Raw genomic sequence first — 19,637 nt, 5'->3', positions numbered from 1 at the left:
TTTATAAAAAGGGCGGGTTTAAAGATGGATAAAATGACACTGCATCGAATGGAATATTACGGATATCATGGTGTATTTGAAGAAGAGCGTAAGCTGGGCCAACGTTTTTACATTGATTTGGAGCTGGAACTCGATCTACAGGGAGCGGGCCAGAACGATGATTTGAACCAAACCGTAAACTATGCTGAAGTGCATGAACTGGTCAAAAACATTGTCGAAATAAAGTCCTTTAAGTTAATTGAAGCTCTGGCAGAATATATTGCATCCTCCGTACTGGACACTTATACTGTTATCAATGCAGTAACGGTAAAGGTAACTAAACCGCATCCGCCATTCGACATTCATTTTCAGGGAGTGACTGTGGAGCTGCGCAGAACTAGAAAGTGAGAACAAAGTCCATGAATATACATTCCACCTCTGAAGAATCAGAGGCTTATATTGCTTTAGGGGCTAATTTGGGCGACCGTGAGGGCACGCTGTCAGAGGCTTTGAACAGACTGAATAATCATGATGAAATATCGGTAGTTCGCTGCTCCAAAGTCTACGAGACAGAGCCAGTAGGTTATTTAGATCAGCCGCAGTTTCTTAATATGGCAGCAGCTTTGCGCACGACGCTTGCGCCAGAGACCTTGCTGGAAGTAATGCTGGGGATCGAAACGCAGCTGGGTCGTATCCGGGATATTCGCTATGGACCGAGAACGGTAGATCTAGATTTATTGTGGGTAGAGGGCCAGACACTTGATACTCCGCATTTAACGTTACCGCATCCGCGTATGTTTGAGCGTGCATTTGTAATGCTTCCGCTCAGTGATATCGTTCCACAGAATGAACAGTCTTCCGGACTCCGCAAGTTGATTACAGCAGCGCTTCAAGACATAGACGGGAAGGAAGGAATTCGGTTGTGGACAACAAGCGTATGGGACGGAGGGTCAGGGCATTCCGCAAGCTAAAAGGCTATACTCAGCAGGAACTTGCGGATCTCACTGGGATTTCCTTGGCTGTGCTTGGCGCAGTCGAGAGGGGCAATAGACGTTTGGAAGATCAAATTTTAGATAAAATTGCGAATGTCCTAGGGGTTACAACCGAAGAATTGGTAAACCCTGACTCATAATTTTTAAGCAATTTAAATAGGAATAATGGAAGTGATACGAATGCTGAAGATTGGCGACATTGAGATGAAAAATCAAGTTGTTCTGGCACCTATGGCTGGGGTGTGCAATCCGGCCTTTCGTCTAATCGCTAAAGAGTTTGGTACAGGTTTAGTCTGTGCGGAAATGGTGAGCGACAAGGCTATTATTCACGGAAATACGCGTACTCGCGAAATGTTATTTGTAGATGAACGGGAGAAACCGCTTAGTTTGCAGATTTTTGGCGGGGATAGAGAATCACTGGTGCAAGCAGCTAAAGTGGTTGATAAAGAAACCAATGCTGATATTATCGATATCAATATGGGATGCCCAGTGCCTAAAGTAACTAAATGTGATGCGGGAGCCCGCTGGCTTTTGAATCCCGATAAAATCTATGAAATGGTCTCTGCAGTTGTCGATGTTGTCGATAAACCCGTAACCGTGAAAATGCGGATTGGCTGGGATAGCGAGCATATTTTTGTCGAAGATAATGCACGTGCAGTAGAACGTGCCGGTGGCAAGGCTGTCAGTGTACATGGACGAACACGAGAGCAACTCTACACGGGGCGCGCGGATTGGAATTATATCAAGATGGCAAAAGAAGCGGTCTCCATTCCGGTTATCGGCAATGGTGATGTGAATACACCTGAAGATGCTCGGGCTATGCTTGATCAGACCGGTTGTGATGGCGTGATGATCGGGCGTGGTGCGCTAGGTAACCCATGGATGCTGTATCGTACGATTCAGTATTTAAGCACCGGGGAACTGATGCCTGAACCTGGATTGGATGAGAAGATTAAGGTTGCCATTCTTCATATGGATCGGCTGGTTGCACTTAAGGGAGAAGCAGTAGCCGTTCGGGAGATGCGTAAGCATATGGCTTGGTATTTAAAAGGCCTGAAGTCTGCTGCACGAGTGAAGGATGTGCTCATGTTAGAGACAGAACGTGATGGAATGGTGAAGATTTTGAATGATTTTGTCGTTCAGCTAAAGCATGAAGAAGAGAATAAGGGTAATGAAATGTCTGCTTCCGCAGTATAAACGTTGTTTTCCTTACGCTTTTTGAACACATCCCACTTTATATGTGGTGTCATTGACATTTTGTAGCGGTTCCAATATAATTTCACAGTATAAAATCGCCGTTACAGTAAGAGCAATGCAGCAGGGAGGGTTCTTATCCTCCTAGATTAGCATATAGTATGGTGTTTTCAATAAATGTATACGACAGGAGAATCGGTTGAGATGAGCGATAAAGAAGTCATCCTTACGCCGGACGGGCTAAAGCGTCTGGAAGATGAGCTGGAATTCCTCAAATCTGTGAAACGCCGCGAGGTTGCTGAACGGATTAAGGTAGCGATTGGCTACGGAGATATCAGTGAGAACTCGGAGTATGAAGACGCGAAGAATGAGCAGGCTTTTATCGAAGGACGCGTTATCACCTTGGAGAAGATGCTTCGCAACGCGCGCATCATTAATAGCGACGAGATCGTTACTGATGTGGTAAGTATCGGTGTTACTGTAAGTGTTGAAGATTTGGAATATGGTGACACTATGGAATACACGATCGTAGGTACAGCGGAGTCCGATCCACTGAATAATAAGATCTCCAACGAAAGTCCAGTAGGCAAAGCCATCATCGGCAAGAAAATAGGCACGATTGTTGACGTTAATACACCTGCAGGCGTTATTCAATATAAAATTCTCGATATCAGAATGAAGTAGTGTACAGATCTTATAGTCTGTAAATAGATGTGCTGCCGAATGTATAAGTAGTTTTCTTGTATGCAGGCAGATAAGGGAACATTGTTTGGGAAAGCTTCCTTAGGGAAGCTTTTTTTCAAAATATAAGGGATTTATATCTGCAAGGGGATGAATAGCATGACCGAGGAAATGAATAATGTGGAGAATGCAGAGAACGAACTTAGTGAGCTTTTGCAAATCCGCCGTGCCAAATTGGACGAGCTAAGAGGACTTGGTATCGATCCTTTCGGCAAAAAGTATGAGCGTACAGCTAACGCTGGCGACCTAGTATCGAAGTATGATGGACTTTCTAAAGAAGAATTGGACGAGCTATCTGTTGAAGTCAGCATAGCGGGTCGCATTATGGCAAAACGTGTTATGGGCAAAGCCAGTTTTGCGCATATCCAAGATCTCAGTGGAAGAATTCAGCTTTATGTTCGTCAAGACAGCATTCCTGAAACGCAATACGCAGCGTTCAATGTTCTCGATCTAGGAGACATCATCGGCGTTCGCGGAACAGTATTCAAAACCAAAACAGGCGAGACCTCCATCAAAGTGCATAATCTCGAAGTCTTGTCCAAGTCCTTGTTGCCGCTTCCTGAGAAATATCATGGTCTTAAAGATGTAGAGCTGCGTTACCGTCAGCGCTATGTTGATTTGATTATTAATCCGGAAGTTCAACAGACCTTTATTGCTCGTTCAAGAATCATTCAATCTATGCGTCGTTATTTGGATTCACTTGGCTATCTTGAAGTTGAGACACCTACACTTCATGCGATTGCCGGTGGAGCTGCAGCGCGTCCGTTCATTACTTACCACAACACACTTGAAATGCAGCTTTATATGCGTATTGCTATTGAGCTTCATTTGAAACGTCTTATTGTTGGTGGACTGGAAAAAGTATACGAAATCGGTCGTGTATACCGTAATGAAGGAATTTCGACTCGTCACAATCCTGAGTTTACTATGATTGAGCTGTATGAAGCTTATGCTGATTACAAGGACATCATGAACCTTACGGAGAATATGATCGCTCATATTGCCCAAGAGGTATTAGGAACTCAACAGGTCGACTATCAAGGCAAGCCGGTAGATCTGTCACCAGGATGGCGTCGTGTAACTATGGTTGATGCCGTTAAAGAAGTAACCGGTGTTGATTTCAGTGTTCATATGACAGATGAGGAAGCACAGGCTCTGGCAAAAGAGCACCGTGTACCTGTAGAGAAGCACATGTCTTTCGGTCATATCCTTAATGCTTTCTTCGAGCAATTTGTAGAGGAAACTCTGATTCAGCCTACCTTTGTAATGGGACATCCGGTTGAAATCTCACCACTCGCGAAGAAAAACGATGAGGATCCACGCTTCACCGATCGTTTTGAATTGTTTATTGTGGGTCGTGAACATGCGAATGCATTTAGTGAATTGAATGATCCGATCGACCAGCGTCAACGCTTTGAAGCGCAAATCCAGGAGAAAGAGCAAGGTAATGACGAAGCTCATGAAATGGACGATGACTTTATCCGTGCTTTGGAATATGGTATGCCTCCTACAGGTGGACTGGGAATCGGTGTAGACCGTTTGATCATGTTGCTTACCAATTCTGCATCTATTCGTGATGTACTGCTGTTCCCGCATATGCGTAACCGTACAAACGAATAGTATTTATACAACAATGAGCATAGGGGAGCTGTCTAGCGGCGGTTCTCCTTGGCTACTGTTGATCAGAAGGTAAAGATTCTGGTATCGTTATAAAGATATATAGCTTAATACTAATTGTTTGAAAAAAAAGTGTTGCAAAGAATCTCTATACATGATATATTCTATTTCTGGCCGAGAAACACACATGCCGAGCTCGAAAAAGAAGTAAAAAAAGAGCTTGACATTAAACGGCTGGACATGATATAGTATAAGAGTTGCTGCTGAGACATTAAACGGCGCCAACGAGAACTTGATCTTTGAAAACTGAACAACGAGTGAGTAGGAAATCACGAAAGTGAAATCCAAAATTAGAGAATTAATTTTCTCGTCAGATGTTTCAAAATGAGCATATCGCTCTTTTCAATACTAATTGGAGAGTTTGATCCTGGCTCAGGACGAACGCTGGCGGCGTGCCTAATACATGCAAGTCGAGCGGAGTCACTTTGAAAGCTTGCTTTCAAAATGACTTAGCGGCGGACGGGTGAGTAACACGTAGGCAACCTGCCCCTTAGACTGGGATAACTACCGGAAACGGTAGCTAATACCGGATAATTTCTTTTTTCTCCTGAAGGAAGAATGAAAGACGGAGCAATCTGTCACTGAGGGATGGGCCTGCGGCGCATTAGCTAGTTGGTGGGGTAACGGCCCACCAAGGCGACGATGCGTAGCCGACCTGAGAGGGTGAACGGCCACACTGGGACTGAGACACGGCCCAGACTCCTACGGGAGGCAGCAGTAGGGAATCTTCCGCAATGGACGAAAGTCTGACGGAGCAACGCCGCGTGAGTGATGAAGGTTTTCGGATCGTAAAGCTCTGTTGCCAGGGAAGAACGTCCGGTAGAGTAACTGCTATCGGAGTGACGGTACCTGAGAAGAAAGCCCCGGCTAACTACGTGCCAGCAGCCGCGGTAATACGTAGGGGGCAAGCGTTGTCCGGAATTATTGGGCGTAAAGCGCGCGCAGGCGGTCATTTAAGTCTGGTGTTTAAACCTTGGGCTCAACCTGAGGTCGCACTGGAAACTGGGTGACTTGAGTACAGAAGAGGAAAGTGGAATTCCACGTGTAGCGGTGAAATGCGTAGATATGTGGAGGAACACCAGTGGCGAAGGCGACTTTCTGGGCTGTAACTGACGCTGAGGCGCGAAAGCGTGGGGAGCAAACAGGATTAGATACCCTGGTAGTCCACGCCGTAAACGATGAGTGCTAGGTGTTAGGGGTTTCGATACCCTTGGTGCCGAAGTTAACACAGTAAGCACTCCGCCTGGGGAGTACGGTCGCAAGACTGAAACTCAAAGGAATTGACGGGGACCCGCACAAGCAGTGGAGTATGTGGTTTAATTCGAAGCAACGCGAAGAACCTTACCAGGTCTTGACATCCCTCTGAATCCACTAGAGATAGTGGCGGCCTTCGGGACAGAGGAGACAGGTGGTGCATGGTTGTCGTCAGCTCGTGTCGTGAGATGTTGGGTTAAGTCCCGCAACGAGCGCAACCCTTAACTTTAGTTGCCAGCAGGTAAGGCTGGGCACTCTAGAGTGACTGCCGGTGACAAACCGGAGGAAGGTGGGGATGACGTCAAATCATCATGCCCCTTATGACCTGGGCTACACACGTACTACAATGGCCGGTACAACGGGAAGCGAAGCCGCGAGGTGAAGCCAATCCCATCAAAGCCGGTCTCAGTTCGGATTGCAGGCTGCAACTCGCCTGCATGAAGTCGGAATTGCTAGTAATCGCGGATCAGCATGCCGCGGTGAATACGTTCCCGGGTCTTGTACACACCGCCCGTCACACCACGAGAGTTTACAACACCCGAAGTCGGTGGGGTAACCCGCAAGGGAGCCAGCCGCCGAAGGTGGGGTAGATGATTGGGGTGAAGTCGTAACAAGGTAGCCGTATCGGAAGGTGCGGCTGGATCACCTCCTTTCTATGGAGAATCGTCTTCTGCAATGAAGACATTCAAATCGGAAGTTAAGCTTCCAAAATCTCAGGTTTAGGCCTGTTACTCACTCGTTGCTCAGTTTTGAGAGTTTAAGCTCTCAGTAAGACTTGATCCTTGAAAACTGGATACCGAAACGAATTTGCGTTTTAGAACATCTTTTAGCAACTTGTGTAAACAAGTAAATGTTATTAGTGAGATTTTTCTTAGGAAAAATCAAGGTTAAGCTAATAAGAGCACACGGAGGATGCCTAGGCGCCAGGAGCCGACGAAGGACGTGGCGAACAACGAAACTGCCTCGGGGAGCTGTAAGCAAGCTTTGATCCGGGGGTGTCCGAATGGGGAAACCCAGCTGTGGTAATTCGCAGTTACTCATCTCTGAACACATAGGAGATGTAGAGGCAGACCAGGGGAACTGAAACATCTAAGTACCCTGAGGAAGAGAAAACAATAGTGATTCCGTCAGTAGCGGCGAGCGAACGCGGAACAGCCTAAACCTAAGAGCTTGCTCTTAGGGGTTGTGGGACGTCTCACATGGAGTTACAAAGGAATATGGTAGGTGAAGAGGTCTGGAAAGGCCCGCGATAGAGGTAAAAGCCCTGTAACCTAAACTGTGTTCTCTCCGAGACGGATCCCGAGTAGTGCGGGGCACGTGAAACCCCGTATGAATCCAGCAGGACCATCTGCTAAGGCTAAATACTACCTGGCGACCGATAGTGAAACAGTACCGTGAGGGAAAGGTGAAAAGCACCCCGGAAGGGGAGTGAAATAGAACCTGAAACCGTGTGCTTACAAAAAGTCAGAGCCCTATTAATGGGTGATGGCGTGCCTTTTGTAGAATGAACCGGCGAGTTACGTTTAACATGCAAGGTTAAGTCGAGAAGACGGAGCCGCAGCGAAAGCGAGTCTGAATAGGGCGATTTAGTATGTGGACGTAGACCCGAAACCGTGTGATCTACCCCTGTCCAGGGTGAAGGTGCGGTAACACGCACTGGAGGCCCGAACCCACGCATGTTGAAAAATGCGGGGATGAGGTGGGGGTAGCGGAGAAATTCCAATCGAACTCGGAGATAGCTGGTTCTCCCCGAAATAGCTTTAGGGCTAGCCTCGGTATAAGAGTAGTGGAGGTAGAGCACTGATTGGGTGCGGGGTCCGCAAGGATTACCAAGCTCAGTCAAACTCCGAATGCCATATACTTATTGCCGGGAGTCAGACAGTGAGTGCTAAGATCCATTGTCAAAAGGGAAACAGCCCAGACCATCAGCTAAGGTCCCCAAGTGTGTGTTAAGTGGGAAAGGATGTGGAGTTGCACAGACAACCAGGATGTTGGCTTAGAAGCAGCCACCATTGAAAGAGTGCGTAATAGCTCACTGGTCGAGTGACTCTGCGCCGAAAATGTAACGGGGCTAAACACACCACCGAAGCTATGGCTAGATACGTATGTATCTGGGGTAGGGGAGCGTTGTATGTGGGTTGAAGGTGTACCGTAAGGAGCGCTGGACAGCATACAAGTGAGAATGCCGGTATGAGTAACGAAAAGATCAGTGAGAATCTGATCCGCCGAAAGCCCAAGGTTTCCTGAGGAAGGCTCGTCCGCTCAGGGTAAGTCGGGACCTAAGGCGAGGCCGAAAGGCGTAGTCGAAGGACAACAGTTTGAAATTACTGTACCACCGTAATCCGCTATGAGCGATGGGGTGACGCAGGAGGGTAGTGACGCGGACTGATGGATATGTCCGTCTAAGCAGTGAGGCTGATGTGTAGGCAAATCCGCACATCGTTAAGGCTGGGCTGTGATGGGGAGCGAAAATTACAGTAGCGAAGGTCATGATCTCACACTGCCAAGAAAAGCCTCTAGCCAGGAGAAGGTGCCCGTACCGCAAACCGACACAGGTAGGCGAGAAGAGAATTCTAAGGCGCGCGGAAGAACTCTCGTTAAGGAACTCGGCAAAATGACCCCGTAACTTCGGGAGAAGGGGTGCCCCGGTAGTGTGAATAGCACGAGGGGGCCGCAGTGAAAAGGCCCAAGCGACTGTTTAGCAAAAACACAGGTCTGTGCGAAGCCGCAAGGCGAAGTATACGGGCTGACGCCTGCCCGGTGCTGGAAGGTTAAGGGGAGTGGTTAGGGGTAACCCGAAGCTATGAACCGAAGCCCCAGTAAACGGCGGCCGTAACTATAACGGTCCTAAGGTAGCGAAATTCCTTGTCAGGTAAATTCTGACCCGCACGAATGGCGTAACGACTTGGGCGCTGTCTCAACGAGAGATCCGGTGAAATTTTAATACCTGTGAAGATGCAGGTTACCCGCGACAAGACGGAAAGACCCCATGGAGCTTTACTGCAGCTTGATATTGAATTTGGGTACGATCTGTACAGGATAGGTGGGAGCCGTAGAAATCGGAGCGCAAGCTTCGGTGGAGGCGCCGTTGGGATACCACCCTGATCGTATCTAGGTTCTAACCTAGTACCCTTACCGGGTACGGGGACCGTGTCAGGCGGGCAGTTTGACTGGGGCGGTCGCCTCCTAAAGAGTAACGGAGGCGTTCCAAGGTTCCCTCAGAATGGTTGGAAATCATTCGAAGAGTGCAAAGGCATAAGGGAGCTTGACTGCGAGACCTACAAGTCGAGCAGGGACGAAAGTCGGACTTAGTGATCCGGTGGTACCGCATGGAAGGGCCATCGCTCAACGGATAAAAGCTACCCTGGGGATAACAGGCTTATCTCCCCCAAGAGTCCACATCGACGGGGAGGTTTGGCACCTCGATGTCGGCTCATCGCATCCTGGGGCTGAAGTAGGTCCCAAGGGTTGGGCTGTTCGCCCATTAAAGCGGTACGCGAGCTGGGTTCAGAACGTCGTGAGACAGTTCGGTCCCTATCTGTCGTGGGCGCAGGAAATTTGAGAGGAGCTGTCCTTAGTACGAGAGGACCGGGATGGACGTACCGCTGGTGCACCAGTTGTTCCGCCAGGAGCATGGCTGGGTAGCTACGTACGGACGGGATAAGCGCTGAAAGCATCTAAGCGTGAAGCCCCCCTCAAGATGAGATTTCCCAATTAGTAAGACCCCTTGAAGACGACGAGGTAGATAGGTTGGAGGTGGAAGTGCAGTAATGCATGGAGCTGACCAATACTAATCGGTCGAGGGCTTATCCTATACTTAAAACGCAAATTCAATTCGGATTCAGTTTTCAGGCGACTCAAGCCTGAGCATTTACGATGTAAATGCCCGTTTGGTGGCGATAGCGGAGGGGTTCCACACGTACCCATCCCGAACACGACCGTTAAGCCCTCCAGCGCCGATGGTACTTGGACCGAAGGGTCCTGGGAGAGTAGGACGTTGCCAAGCACGCAAGACCACTGTTGAGTAATCGACAGTGGTCTTTTTGTTGTATTATTGAAGAATTCATTAGGGTTTATTTTGAGATACTACATTAGAGATAGGTGTAAGCATTGGTGATGGGTATGGTGGATTGTATAATTTGACCACTAATTGTCCACTCTGCGCGGACAATAGTCCAATAATTCGCTTACGCGTGAGTCGTTTTTTGAATACCTACTCTGATGATGTAATGTTCTTGACAGTCCAAATGCCCTTTGCTAAGATGGCAATAATATATTTTTGGATAAGCATCTCAAACCTAAATTGAAGATATGAACTTGTTTAACTTCCAGATGTACAGAGTTGTCTGTCGTGAATGGACTTAAAGTCGAAGGTTCTTCTTTTATAAAGTTTGTAGGCGGGTAATAATTTAAAACAACCGAGGAGGAATGACCCAGGTGTGGAAAGATAAGTTTGGTAAAGAAGGTCTGACTTTTGATGATGTGCTGCTGGTTCCGCGTAAATCTGAGGTACTGCCGAAGGAAGTAGATTTGACTACAGTTCTAAGTAAGAATGTGAAGTTGAACATCCCGCTTATGAGTGCAGGTATGGACACAGTCACAGAAGCGGCTATGGCCATTGCTATTGCTCGTGAGGGTGGTATCGGGATTATTCACAAGAATATGCCTGTAGAGCAGCAAGCGGAAGAAGTGGATCGTGTAAAACGTTCTGAGAGCGGAGTTATTACTAACCCATTCTCTCTTTCAGCAGAACATCTGGTATCCGATGCTGAACTGCTGATGGGTAAATATCGTATTTCCGGAGTACCGATTGTAGACAATGACAACAAACTGGTCGGTATTCTAACTAATAGAGATTTACGTTTTATTCATGACTTTAATATTCCAATCAAAGAAGTTATGACACATGAGAATCTCGTGACTGCTGCTGTAGGTACGACACTTCAAGAAGCAGAAGGCATCTTACAACGTCATAAAATTGAGAAATTGCCGCTGGTGGACGAGAATAACGTTCTTAAGGGCCTAATCACAATTAAAGATATTGAGAAGGCGATTCAGTTCCCTAACGGAGCGAAAGATGCACAGGGTCGCTTACTGGTTGGAGCAGCTGTTGGTATCTCTAAAGATACATTCGAGCGTACTGCAGCGTTAGTGAAATCAGGTGTGGATTTGATCGTCGTCGATTCTGCACATGGTCACCACATTAATATTATTGAAGCGGTTCGCCAAATTCGTGAGTTGTATCCTGATCTTACGATTGTTGCTGGTAACGTGGCTACAGGTGAAGCAACCCGTGAACTTATTGAAGCTGGAGCTTCTGTAGTTAAAGTAGGTATTGGACCTGGATCTATCTGTACAACACGAGTTATCGCTGGTATCGGTGTTCCGCAGGTTACAGCCATTTATGATTGTGCAACGGTTGCTCGTGAGTACGGAGTTCCTATCATCGCTGACGGTGGAATCAAGTATTCCGGTGAAATCACTAAGGCTATTGCCGCTGGTGCTCATGCAGTAATGATGGGAAGTATGTTTGCGGGTACAGAAGAAAGCCCAGGAGAATCGGAGCTTTATCAAGGCCGTAAATTTAAAGTATATCGTGGTATGGGCAGTATGAGTGCCATGAAACAAGGTAGTAAGGATCGTTATTTCCAGGATGACGATAAGAAGCTTGTTCCTGAAGGAATTGAGGGTCGTATCGCTTTTAAAGGGCCTCTTTCGGATACCGTTCATCAATTGATTGGCGGACTGCGTTCGGGTATGGGCTACTGTGGGACCAAGTCACTCGAAGAACTTCGGAATGACACTTCTTTCATTCGCATCACAAGTGCCGGACTTCGCGAAAGCCATCCACATGATGTGCAAATTACGAAAGAAGCTCCAAATTATTCCGTGTAATGGACTAGAAAGACTATTTTTTGGACAGACAGGACTATTTCGTCCTGTCTGTCTTTTTTTGCGTGTACCCCTGTGTTAGAATAGAACAAGCTATTGATATGAGGTTTAAAGGAGAGTAGTAATCATTGAAGCACAAACAGAAATTTAACGGTAAGCAATTTATGATTAAGACAGTCACAGTAGGTCTACTTTTAAATATGTTAGTTTCCACTCCACTTCCGGCATTCGCTGAGGAAGGTACGACAACGACAATACAAGCTGGTACTGCAACTCAGACGACTCAGAAAGTAGTAAAGATCCCTTCTGTGGAATCACTGGGTCTAAATTTGAAATCAGCGGTTCTAATAGAACCAACAACAGGTGAAATTCTTTTATCTATGAATGCAGATGAGGCTTTGCCTCCAGCTAGTATGACTAAGATGATGACAGAGTATCTTGTAGCAGAAGCGGTGAAGACTGGACAGCTTTCATGGGATCAAAAAGTCATAGTAGGAGAAAATGCGTCTAAACAGGTTGGATCACGTATTTTTCTAGCGGAAAATGACGAGCATACGGTTGAAGAGCTGTATATAGCAATGGCTGTCGGATCTGCAAATGATGCTACAGTAGCTTTGGCAGAACTAGTTTCCGGATCAGAATTGGAATTCGTAGAGCTAATGAATCAGACTGCCCAGAAGATGGGGATGAAAACTGCCTATTTTGTTAATTCTACTGGATTAGACAAAGCTGACATGCCTAAGAAGTTCCGCTCAACTGATAAGAAAGAAAACGTAATGTCAGCGATGGATGCTGCTATTCTTGCCAAATATATCGTTACTGATCATCCTGATTTTAATAGATTTACAACGGTTCAGTCGTATAAGTTCCGTGAACGTGATACCGCACCAATGATTAACTTTAACTGGATGTTGGAAGCTAACAAGAGTATCCAGAATTTTAAGGCTTATGCTTATGAGGGATTGGATGGTTTGAAAACAGGCCATACCGCTAGAGCAAAATATTGTTTTGCAGGTACAGCTGTACGTGATGGCATGCGTCTGATAAGTGTAGTAATGGGGGCTAATACAGAGCCACACCGTTTTACAGAGACGAAGAAAGTACTTGATTTCGGATTTAATAATTTTGAAATCAAACAGGTTGTGGCCCCTAAAGCAGTGATAGCCGGCAACGAAACCGTGCCAGTTCTTAAAGGGAAAAATAAAAAGGTGTCTGTAGTTACGGATGAAGCTGTTTCGTTTATCGTCCCTAAGGGAACAACCTCCCCTCAAATTAAAACAACTGTTGAAATAAATGATCCAGCAACCTTAGTTGCTCCTATAGAACAATCTGCTAAAGTGGGTAAGGTTACTTATTCCTACCAAGTTGAAGGCATGTCTGATGTTCAGCAGAAGACAGTTAATCTGATTACTGCTGAAGAAGCGGAGAAAGCCGGTTGGTTCAGTTTATTCCTTAGAGCCATTGGAGATTTCTTCGGCGATTTATTTACAGGGATCAAGAACTTGTTCTAATGAATTTAGCATCGAAAATTGCGTTAAATCCGAGTAAGTGGATTGTATATTTCCCTTCATTGGGGTAAAATTACAAGTTAGATTAAGATAGATCATTCGGGGGGCTAGGACATGGAAACTGGAACATCGCGAGTTAAAAGAGGCATGGCAGAAATGCAAAAAGGCGGCGTCATTATGGACGTCATGAATGCAGAACAAGCAAAAATTGCTGAGGCTGCGGGTGCAGTAGCTGTTATGGCATTGGAACGCGTGCCTTCTGATATTCGCGCAGCTGGCGGTGTAGCACGGATGGCCGATCCTACAATTGTAGAAGAAGTTATCAAAGTGGTAAGTATCCCTGTTATGGCTAAGGCTCGTATTGGCCATTACGTAGAAGCAAAGGTTCTGGAATCCTTGGGTGTTGACTATTTGGATGAGAGTGAAGTTCTTACTCCTGCTGATGAAGTCTTCCATATTAATAAACGTGAGTTCACTGTTCCGTTCGTATGTGGAGCTAAAGACTTGGGTGAAGCCTTGAGACGTATTAACGAAGGTGCATCCATGATCCGTACGAAAGGTGAACCAGGAACAGGCAACATTGTTGAAGCAGTGCGTCATATGCGCTTTATCAATAGTCAAATCCGCAAAGTAACTAATTTGTCCAAGGATGAGCTATATAATGAAGCTAAGAACCTGGGAGTTCCTTACGAGCTACTGCTTGAAGTGCATGAGCTTGGTAAGCTGCCGGTTGTTAACTTTGCTGCTGGCGGTGTAGCAACTCCTGCCGATGCTGCCCTGATGATGCATCTAGGTGCGGATGGTGTGTTTGTAGGCTCAGGTATTTTTAAATCGGACAACCCTGAGAAATTTGCCCGTGCGATCGTTGAAGCCACTACACACTATACTGATTACAAACTGATTGCAGAAGTATCTAAGAACCTTGGCGCACCAATGAAGGGGATTGATATTGCAACTCTAACCCCGGCTGAACGTATGTCGGAGCGTGGCCGTTAATAGAGAGAAGGTTGCCGGATGAAAATAGGAGTGCTGGCGCTTCAAGGCGCAGTTACGGAGCATATTGTTAGTATAGAGAAGACCGGAGCAGTGGGCGTACCTATCAAGCGAGTAGAGCAGCTTGAGGAGGTTGACGGCCTAATTATTCCTGGTGGTGAGAGTACAACGATCGGTAAACTGATGCGAAAATATGGCTTCATCGAAGCCATACGTAACTTCTCCAATCAAGGCAAGCCGATTTTTGGAACATGCGCGGGTATGATTGTTTTGGCCAAACAAATTGCCGGCGGCGAACCAGGGCATTTGGAGCTAATGGATATTACGGTGGCTCGGAATGCATTCGGTCGTCAACGGGAAAGCTTTGAATGTGATCTGGAGGTTAAAGGAATTGATGAGCCGGTTCGCGCTGTTTTTATACGTGCACCGCTTATCAACGAGGTAGGCCCGGGTGTAGATGTGCTTACAGTCTATAATGATGAGATTGTAACTGCACGGGAGGGTAACCTGCTGGTGTCTTCTTTTCATCCAGAATTGACCGATGATTTCAGACTGCATCAATATTTTGCTGATATGGTAGAGGCTACTAGGCAAGTGCAACAACAGAATCGCATATAAGAACATCCTGACTCTTTCAAAGCTGTAAGCAGCAATTTGAAAGAGTTTAGGCTGTTTTCAGGAGGGAAACTTTGTGTTAGACGTAAAAGTATTACGCAGTGATTACGCTCGAGTTGAACAAGCCTTAGAGAAACGGGGTAAATCACTGGATTTAATTGCTGATTTTCCACAACTTGATCTACGCAGACGTGAATTACTGCAAGAAACAGAAGGTCTTAAGAACCGTCGTAATACGGTTTCTGGTGAAGTAGCGAAGAAGAAGAAGAATGGTGAGCCAGCAGATGATCTAATTGCAGAAATGCGTACGGTATCTGACCGAATTAAAGAGCTTGATGACGAAGTGCGTGAATTGGAAGTTCAGATTGCTGAACTTACTATGAGTATTCCGAATATTCCTCATGATTCAGTTCCAGTTGGTAAATCTGAGGATGATAACGTTGAATTGCGTCGCTGGTCGGAGCCAAAGGAATTCGGATTTACTCCGAAATCACATTGGGAGCTTGCGCAGCAGCTCGATATTATTGATTTTGAAGCTGCAGCGAAGGTTACGGGATCTCGGTTTGTTTTTTATAAAGGACTGGGAGCACGTTTAGAGCGGGCGCTTATTAACTTTATGATGGATCTGCACAGTGGTGAGCATAACTATGAAGAAATGCTGCCGCCTTACATTGTGAATAAAGACAGCTTGTACGGAACGGGGCAACTTCCTAAGTTTGAGGAAGATCTGTTTAAGTTACGTGACACTGAATACTATTTGATTCCTACAGCGGAAGTACCTGTGACCAACTACTATCGCGAAGAGATTTTGACAGCAGCAGATCTACCTAAGTATCATGTAGCATACAGCTCTTGTTTCCGTTCTGAGGCGGGTTCAGCTGGCCGTGATACTCGCGGTCTGATCCGTCAGCATCAATTCAACAAGGTAGAGCTGGTGAAGCTTTCTACTCCTGAATCCTCTTATGAGGAGTTAGAAAAAATGACAGCAGATGCTGAGCGTGTGCTGCAGCTTCTTGGATTGCCTTATCGCGTACTTGGGCTATGTACAGCTGATATGGGCTTTACATCGGCTAAGACGTACGATTTGGAAGTATGGCTGCCTGAGAGTGGAATGTACCGTGAGATCTCTTCTTGCTCGAATACGGAGGACTTCCAAGCGCGTCGGGCAAATATTCGTTTCCGTAAAGATCCGAAATCCAAACCTGAATTTGTTCATACACTGAACGGATCTGCTTTGGCTGTTGGGCGTACTGTTGCAGCAATTCTTGAGAATTATCAGCAAGAGGATGGTAGTGTTCTGATTCCAGAATGTCTACAACCGTATATGCGTAATGTAAAATCGATCCAACCTAAAACTATTTAAGAAAATAGTTGCTTTTTATTCGCACCATATGGTATAATTACTAATGCATGTGAAATTTATATGCATTTGGAGAGGTACCGAAGCGGTCATAACGGGGCGGTCTTGAAAACCGTTAGGGTGCAAGCCCACATGGGTTCGAATCCCATCCTCTCCGCCATTCCTTTATGAACTTTAAGAAATAAGCAGATAGAAACCGTCTCCTTTGGAGGCGGTTTTTTTGTTGTGCTTGAACTGGTACAGTTTTAGTTATTGTTTGATGAACCTAGTTCCATTGAGAATAAAAAGATTGATTTCTCCGCAATGTATTAGAGAAGGAGGATGATCATAATTATGGACAGACAATTGGAAGTAGATCAGCATAATCTTGTCTCGGCCTGGCAAGAACGCCTGCCTGCGTTAATGGAGGATGGGGACAGTTTCAATGTACTAGCGGATGATGGTGATCCGAATAGTCTGCTTATTCATTTTAATGCAGCAGGACGTCAAGGGTACTCACTTGATTTTCGTTGCAGGTATGTAGATAGCAGGGAGGTCGCTGTTGATCTGCTTGATGTGGAGCAGAGTGGAATTCATATTGATGAGCATAGTGATGCAGTACAGCTATTAGCACAGCAGTATTCACGGCAAATTCACGAATGTGCTCAGGCTCTACAGAATATAACTAATCCTTAGGAGGAATGAACAATGTCAAAGCCAAAAAGTATTCCAGTTCCCGGGGCACAGCCCAACGATGGCCAGCGTAGAAAGGAGCATAATTCTTCTGCACCAGAACCACTTTCTGGCTCTAAAAAGGTGAAGCAGGCTAATCATGTAGACCATCATAATCCGCAAGGATAACAAATAAAAACAATAAGAATTATAAAGAAGTGTTTCTTGATTTTTACAAATAGTTTATGATAAGTGGGGGAGATTTTTTTTACATGGGAGAGGAGAAAAATAATGAACAAAAAATGGAGTTTATCGGCCGCGGCACTGTTGCTTACAGCAGCAGTAATTCTGCCAGGATGTGCAAGTAAACAGGAGGCGCCAAAAGAGGCCTTAAAATCAGCCGCGTCAAAAGCGACTACGATGTCTTCATATGAGATGAAGAGTAAATTCTCGATCAATGATCTAACCATCGAGACTGCTGATGCTGAATCTGCTGCAATGACCACACAGGTACTCAGCATGCTCAAGAATGCTGATATTACCGTCGACGGGGTTTATCAGGCTGATCCAATGCAGACAGAGCTAACTATGGTTCTGAATCTCAAGGGCGATATGAGCATGAGCTTCAATGTCCCTATGGTGATGACCACTGAGAAGTTGTATGTTAAGATTCCATCGATTCCGTTCTTCCCGATTCCGGAGACAATCGTAAATAAGTTTGTAGAGGTGGATCTGAAGGCGTTGGCAGAACAAGAGGGTGCTGAGTTTAATCCAAGTGCTCTTGATACACAGAAAATGCAAAAGTTCTCTAATGAAGTGATGGACACTGTATTAGCGGAATATGATGAAGGAAAATATTTTAATGAGCTTAGTCCAAAGGAAGCAAATTTACCGGAGGGTGTTGAAGCTAAACAGGTCGTTCAGTTCCAAGTGACAAACGATAATGTTAAAGAAGCAATCACCATCTTTGTGAATAATGCCCTGCCTAAAATCATTGATATTGTGAGCAAGGAAGAATACAAGGATATGCTGCAAATTAATGATGCTGATCTGGCTAAGGCTAAAGAAGAGATCACATCAAGTGAAACTAGAACTGAATTCGATAAGAGTTTGGCGGATCTTGATAAGTATCTTACAATTAATCAGTTCCACTACAATACAGCGATCAATAAAGACGGATTCCCTGTGTATCAGGATTTATTGATGGACATTAAAGTAAATGATCCGGAAGATGGCACGAACGTAGCCTTCTCTGTAAACGGAACAGGTCAATATGGTAAGATTAACGAGAAGCCAGAGTTCAAGATTGGCATTCCTCAGGGCGATGATGTAATTACAATGGATCAACTAGAGGAGCAATTCGGTAGCTTGGGGACTTATTAATAAGAAGTTACGAGAGAAAGACCCGCATGTTGCGTATGATATACGCCCATGCGGGTCTTTTTTTATTAGAAGAATAAGATTTTTAATCCTGAACGAGTCAGTAGAAAGTTATTTGTGTTCATCCGGCAGCATATCTTCGGCTAATATTGCATAGGTTTGATGATCCTGCCACTGGCCGTTTATTTTGAGATACCGGCGTGCGATACCTTCAGGTTTAAATCCGCTCTTCTCCAGCACCCTCCGAGAAGCCTCGTTATGCAATAAGATGGCTGCTTGAATCCTATGAAGACCTAAGGCTCGAAAAGCGTAGCCGAGAACTAATCCGACCGCAGCAGTCATGTAACCTTTTGCCTGCATCCGATGATCCATTAAATAGCCTAAATCAGCATACTGAGCTACACCTCTTGAGACATTAGATAGCGTGATTTGACCTATTAGTTGTCCATCAAGCAGATAGACACCGAACATATAGGCTTTGTCCTCCTGAGCATCCACCAGACGCTGATTGATGATCCGTTGTTGACTCTCCAAAGTGTAGAATTGCTCATCGCGTTTTGGTTCAAATGGTTCATGTGTTAACCGATTATTCAAACGCAGCTCCAGTAATTTCTCTGTATCCTTTAGCTCTAGAGGAGAAATATAGATACCATGTGAGGTATGATATAAAGTAAGGGTCATTTCAGGTCTCTCCTTTTTTTAAATATAAGAAAGTATAAGTTTAGCACCTATACTTTATGTTTTATATTTCTCGCTTAAACGCTTACCGTCCTTATAAGGACGCCGAAGGCGTTTATGCTTGTTTCGATGGTTTTTGACGTAAACGACGAAAGAATGAGGTCAGTAGGTCTGCACATTCTTCTTGTAAAATCCCCTGAATCACTTCGGTGCGATGGTTAAAACGCGGTTCTTCAAGCAAATTCATGAGGGTCCCAGCACATCCAGCCTTAGGATCAGGAGTGCCATATACAGTGAGGGGTACTCTTGATTGTACAATCGCTCCCGCACACATAGGACAAGGCTCTAAAGTAACATACAGCTGGCAATCCAGCAGTCGCCATGAGTTCATGACATTGCTGGCCTCACGAATGGCAACCATTTCTGCATGAGCTGTAGAATCCATTGTAGTTTCTCTTAAATTGTATCCACGTCCGATAATTTCACCATGCCGTACGATGACCGCCCCAATGGGAACCTCCCCTAATGCTTCAGCCTTGCGGGCTTCTGCTATCGCCTGCCTCATCCAGTGTTCATGAACCGCTCGCATATCATCTAGCGATTCACCTGCTTTAATATTCAAGATCATCTTCCCTTCCTTTATATCCATTGTACAACGAACAAATATTCGTTCTTAACAAAATGTGCATAACTCTGTGGATAACCGCCTACTTATGCACATTT

At 45.5% G+C, this 19,637-nt stretch carries 16 protein-coding genes, 1 tRNA gene and 3 rRNA genes; 18 read left to right on the top strand and 2 right to left on the bottom strand.

Annotated elements, in window-relative coordinates; translation table 11 throughout:
* Positions 1 to 24: 24 nt before the first annotated feature.
* The 18 genes from folB (at position 25) to NSQ29_RS26945 (ending at position 18,239) form a co-directional block, all read left to right on the top strand.
* On the top strand, positions 25 to 387 hold the full coding sequence (folB, locus tag NSQ29_RS27030) for a dihydroneopterin aldolase (RefSeq protein WP_042183904.1): 363 nt from the start codon (positions 25 to 27) through the stop codon (positions 385 to 387).
* A gap of 11 nt (positions 388 to 398) precedes the next feature.
* On the top strand, positions 399 to 950 hold the full coding sequence (folK, locus tag NSQ29_RS27025) for a 2-amino-4-hydroxy-6-hydroxymethyldihydropteridine diphosphokinase (protein ID WP_076286864.1): 552 nt from the start codon (positions 399 to 401) through the stop codon (positions 948 to 950).
* Positions 902 to 1,111 carry a helix-turn-helix domain-containing protein gene (locus tag NSQ29_RS27020; RefSeq protein WP_076286863.1) on the top strand — a complete coding sequence of 70 codons (210 nt, stop codon included), beginning with the start codon at positions 902 to 904 and terminating at the stop codon, positions 1,109 to 1,111. The genes folK and NSQ29_RS27020 overlap by 49 nt, the downstream gene beginning before the upstream one ends.
* 40 nt (positions 1,112 to 1,151) lie before the next feature.
* Positions 1,152 to 2,168: a tRNA dihydrouridine synthase DusB gene (gene dusB, locus NSQ29_RS27015; protein ID WP_076300985.1), complete on the top strand. Its 1,017-nt coding sequence runs from the start codon at positions 1,152 to 1,154 to the stop codon at positions 2,166 to 2,168.
* A gap of 201 nt (positions 2,169 to 2,369) precedes the next feature.
* Positions 2,370 to 2,849, top strand: a complete 480-nt coding sequence (gene greA / locus NSQ29_RS27010; RefSeq protein ID WP_042183910.1) for a transcription elongation factor GreA — start codon at positions 2,370 to 2,372, stop codon at positions 2,847 to 2,849.
* Positions 2,850 to 3,005: 156 nt separating this feature from the next.
* Positions 3,006 to 4,526 carry a lysine--tRNA ligase gene (lysS, locus tag NSQ29_RS27005; RefSeq protein ID WP_179085871.1) on the top strand — a complete coding sequence of 507 codons (1,521 nt, stop codon included), beginning with the start codon at positions 3,006 to 3,008 and terminating at the stop codon, positions 4,524 to 4,526.
* 406 nt (positions 4,527 to 4,932) lie between these two features.
* Positions 4,933 to 6,490 (top strand): 16S ribosomal RNA (locus NSQ29_RS27000).
* Positions 6,491 to 6,722: 232 nt separating this feature from the next.
* Positions 6,723 to 9,651, top strand: a 23S ribosomal RNA gene (locus NSQ29_RS26995).
* A 75-nt stretch (positions 9,652 to 9,726) separates the two neighbouring features.
* Positions 9,727 to 9,843 (top strand): 5S ribosomal RNA (rrf, locus tag NSQ29_RS26990).
* Together the 16S, 23S and 5S rRNA genes form the textbook arrangement of a ribosomal RNA operon.
* A 431-nt stretch (positions 9,844 to 10,274) precedes the next feature.
* Positions 10,275 to 11,732 (top strand): IMP dehydrogenase, encoded by a 1,458-nt coding sequence (guaB, locus tag NSQ29_RS26985; RefSeq protein WP_042183912.1) that lies wholly within the window; start codon positions 10,275 to 10,277, stop codon positions 11,730 to 11,732.
* Between the two features lie 161 nt (positions 11,733 to 11,893).
* Positions 11,894 to 13,240, top strand: a complete 1,347-nt coding sequence (locus NSQ29_RS26980; RefSeq protein WP_341126824.1) for a D-alanyl-D-alanine carboxypeptidase family protein — start codon at positions 11,894 to 11,896, stop codon at positions 13,238 to 13,240.
* A 111-nt stretch (positions 13,241 to 13,351) separates the two neighbouring features.
* Complete coding sequence (gene pdxS, locus NSQ29_RS26975; RefSeq protein ID WP_042123186.1) at positions 13,352 to 14,233, top strand: pyridoxal 5'-phosphate synthase lyase subunit PdxS; 882 nt, start codon at positions 13,352 to 13,354, stop codon at positions 14,231 to 14,233.
* 18 nt (positions 14,234 to 14,251) lie between these two features.
* Positions 14,252 to 14,848: a pyridoxal 5'-phosphate synthase glutaminase subunit PdxT gene (gene pdxT / locus NSQ29_RS26970; RefSeq protein ID WP_280789057.1), complete on the top strand. Its 597-nt coding sequence runs from the start codon at positions 14,252 to 14,254 to the stop codon at positions 14,846 to 14,848.
* Positions 14,849 to 14,921: 73 nt separating this feature from the next.
* Complete coding sequence (gene serS / locus NSQ29_RS26965) at positions 14,922 to 16,208, top strand: serine--tRNA ligase (RefSeq protein WP_341126502.1); 1,287 nt, start codon at positions 14,922 to 14,924, stop codon at positions 16,206 to 16,208.
* 68 nt (positions 16,209 to 16,276) lie between these two features.
* A tRNA-Ser gene (locus NSQ29_RS26960) sits at positions 16,277 to 16,365 on the top strand.
* Between the two features lie 173 nt (positions 16,366 to 16,538).
* Positions 16,539 to 16,880, top strand: a complete 342-nt coding sequence (locus tag NSQ29_RS26955; protein WP_042183934.1) for a hypothetical protein — start codon at positions 16,539 to 16,541, stop codon at positions 16,878 to 16,880.
* A gap of 12 nt (positions 16,881 to 16,892) precedes the next feature.
* On the top strand, positions 16,893 to 17,045 hold the full coding sequence (locus tag NSQ29_RS26950) for a small acid-soluble spore protein P (protein WP_042183936.1): 153 nt from the start codon (positions 16,893 to 16,895) through the stop codon (positions 17,043 to 17,045).
* Between the two features lie 102 nt (positions 17,046 to 17,147).
* On the top strand, positions 17,148 to 18,239 hold the full coding sequence (locus NSQ29_RS26945; protein WP_341126501.1) for a hypothetical protein: 1,092 nt from the start codon (positions 17,148 to 17,150) through the stop codon (positions 18,237 to 18,239).
* Between the two features lie 108 nt (positions 18,240 to 18,347).
* Here the strand turns inward: NSQ29_RS26945 and NSQ29_RS26940 are convergent, their stop codons facing one another.
* A complete protein-coding gene (locus NSQ29_RS26940; protein WP_339268101.1) occupies positions 18,348 to 18,917 on the bottom strand; it encodes a GNAT family N-acetyltransferase in 570 nt (189 codons plus the stop codon).
* A 112-nt stretch (positions 18,918 to 19,029) separates the two neighbouring features.
* Positions 19,030 to 19,542 (bottom strand): tRNA adenosine(34) deaminase TadA, encoded by a 513-nt coding sequence (gene tadA, locus NSQ29_RS26935; protein WP_076301051.1) that lies wholly within the window; start codon positions 19,540 to 19,542, stop codon positions 19,030 to 19,032.
* Between the last annotated feature and the right edge of the window lie 95 nt (positions 19,543 to 19,637).

Origin of the sequence: Paenibacillus sp. FSL F4-0236, from assembly GCF_038000135.1 — a bacterium.
Lineage (GTDB): Bacteria > Bacillota > Bacilli > Paenibacillales > Paenibacillaceae > Paenibacillus_AQ.
Note: the sequence above shows the minus strand (reverse complement) of the source record. Positions and strands in the feature narration are given on the sequence as shown.

Bases quoted from the DNA above. Each gene is read 5' to 3' on its own strand.
- NSQ29_RS26980 (WP_341126824.1), top strand. From the start codon at position 11,894: ATGATTAAGACAGTCACAGTAGGTCTACTTTTAAATATGTTAGTTTCC.
- NSQ29_RS26940 (WP_339268101.1), bottom strand. From the start codon at position 18,917: ATGACCCTTACTTTATATCATACCTCACATGGTATCTATATTTCTCCT.
- pdxS (WP_042123186.1), top strand. From the start codon at position 13,352: ATGGAAACTGGAACATCGCGAGTTAAAAGAGGCATGGCAGAAATGCAA.
- NSQ29_RS26950 (WP_042183936.1), top strand. From the start codon at position 16,893: ATGTCAAAGCCAAAAAGTATTCCAGTTCCCGGGGCACAGCCCAACGAT.
- tadA (WP_076301051.1), bottom strand. From the start codon at position 19,542: ATGATCTTGAATATTAAAGCAGGTGAATCGCTAGATGATATGCGAGCG.
- dusB (WP_076300985.1), top strand. From the start codon at position 1,152: ATGCTGAAGATTGGCGACATTGAGATGAAAAATCAAGTTGTTCTGGCA.
- folK (WP_076286864.1), top strand. From the start codon at position 399: ATGAATATACATTCCACCTCTGAAGAATCAGAGGCTTATATTGCTTTA.
- pdxT (WP_280789057.1), top strand. From the start codon at position 14,252: ATGAAAATAGGAGTGCTGGCGCTTCAAGGCGCAGTTACGGAGCATATT.
- greA (WP_042183910.1), top strand. From the start codon at position 2,370: ATGAGCGATAAAGAAGTCATCCTTACGCCGGACGGGCTAAAGCGTCTG.
- NSQ29_RS26945 (WP_341126501.1), top strand. From the start codon at position 17,148: ATGAACAAAAAATGGAGTTTATCGGCCGCGGCACTGTTGCTTACAGCA.
- lysS (WP_179085871.1), top strand. From the start codon at position 3,006: ATGACCGAGGAAATGAATAATGTGGAGAATGCAGAGAACGAACTTAGT.
- folB (WP_042183904.1), top strand. From the start codon at position 25: ATGGATAAAATGACACTGCATCGAATGGAATATTACGGATATCATGGT.
- NSQ29_RS26955 (WP_042183934.1), top strand. From the start codon at position 16,539: ATGGACAGACAATTGGAAGTAGATCAGCATAATCTTGTCTCGGCCTGG.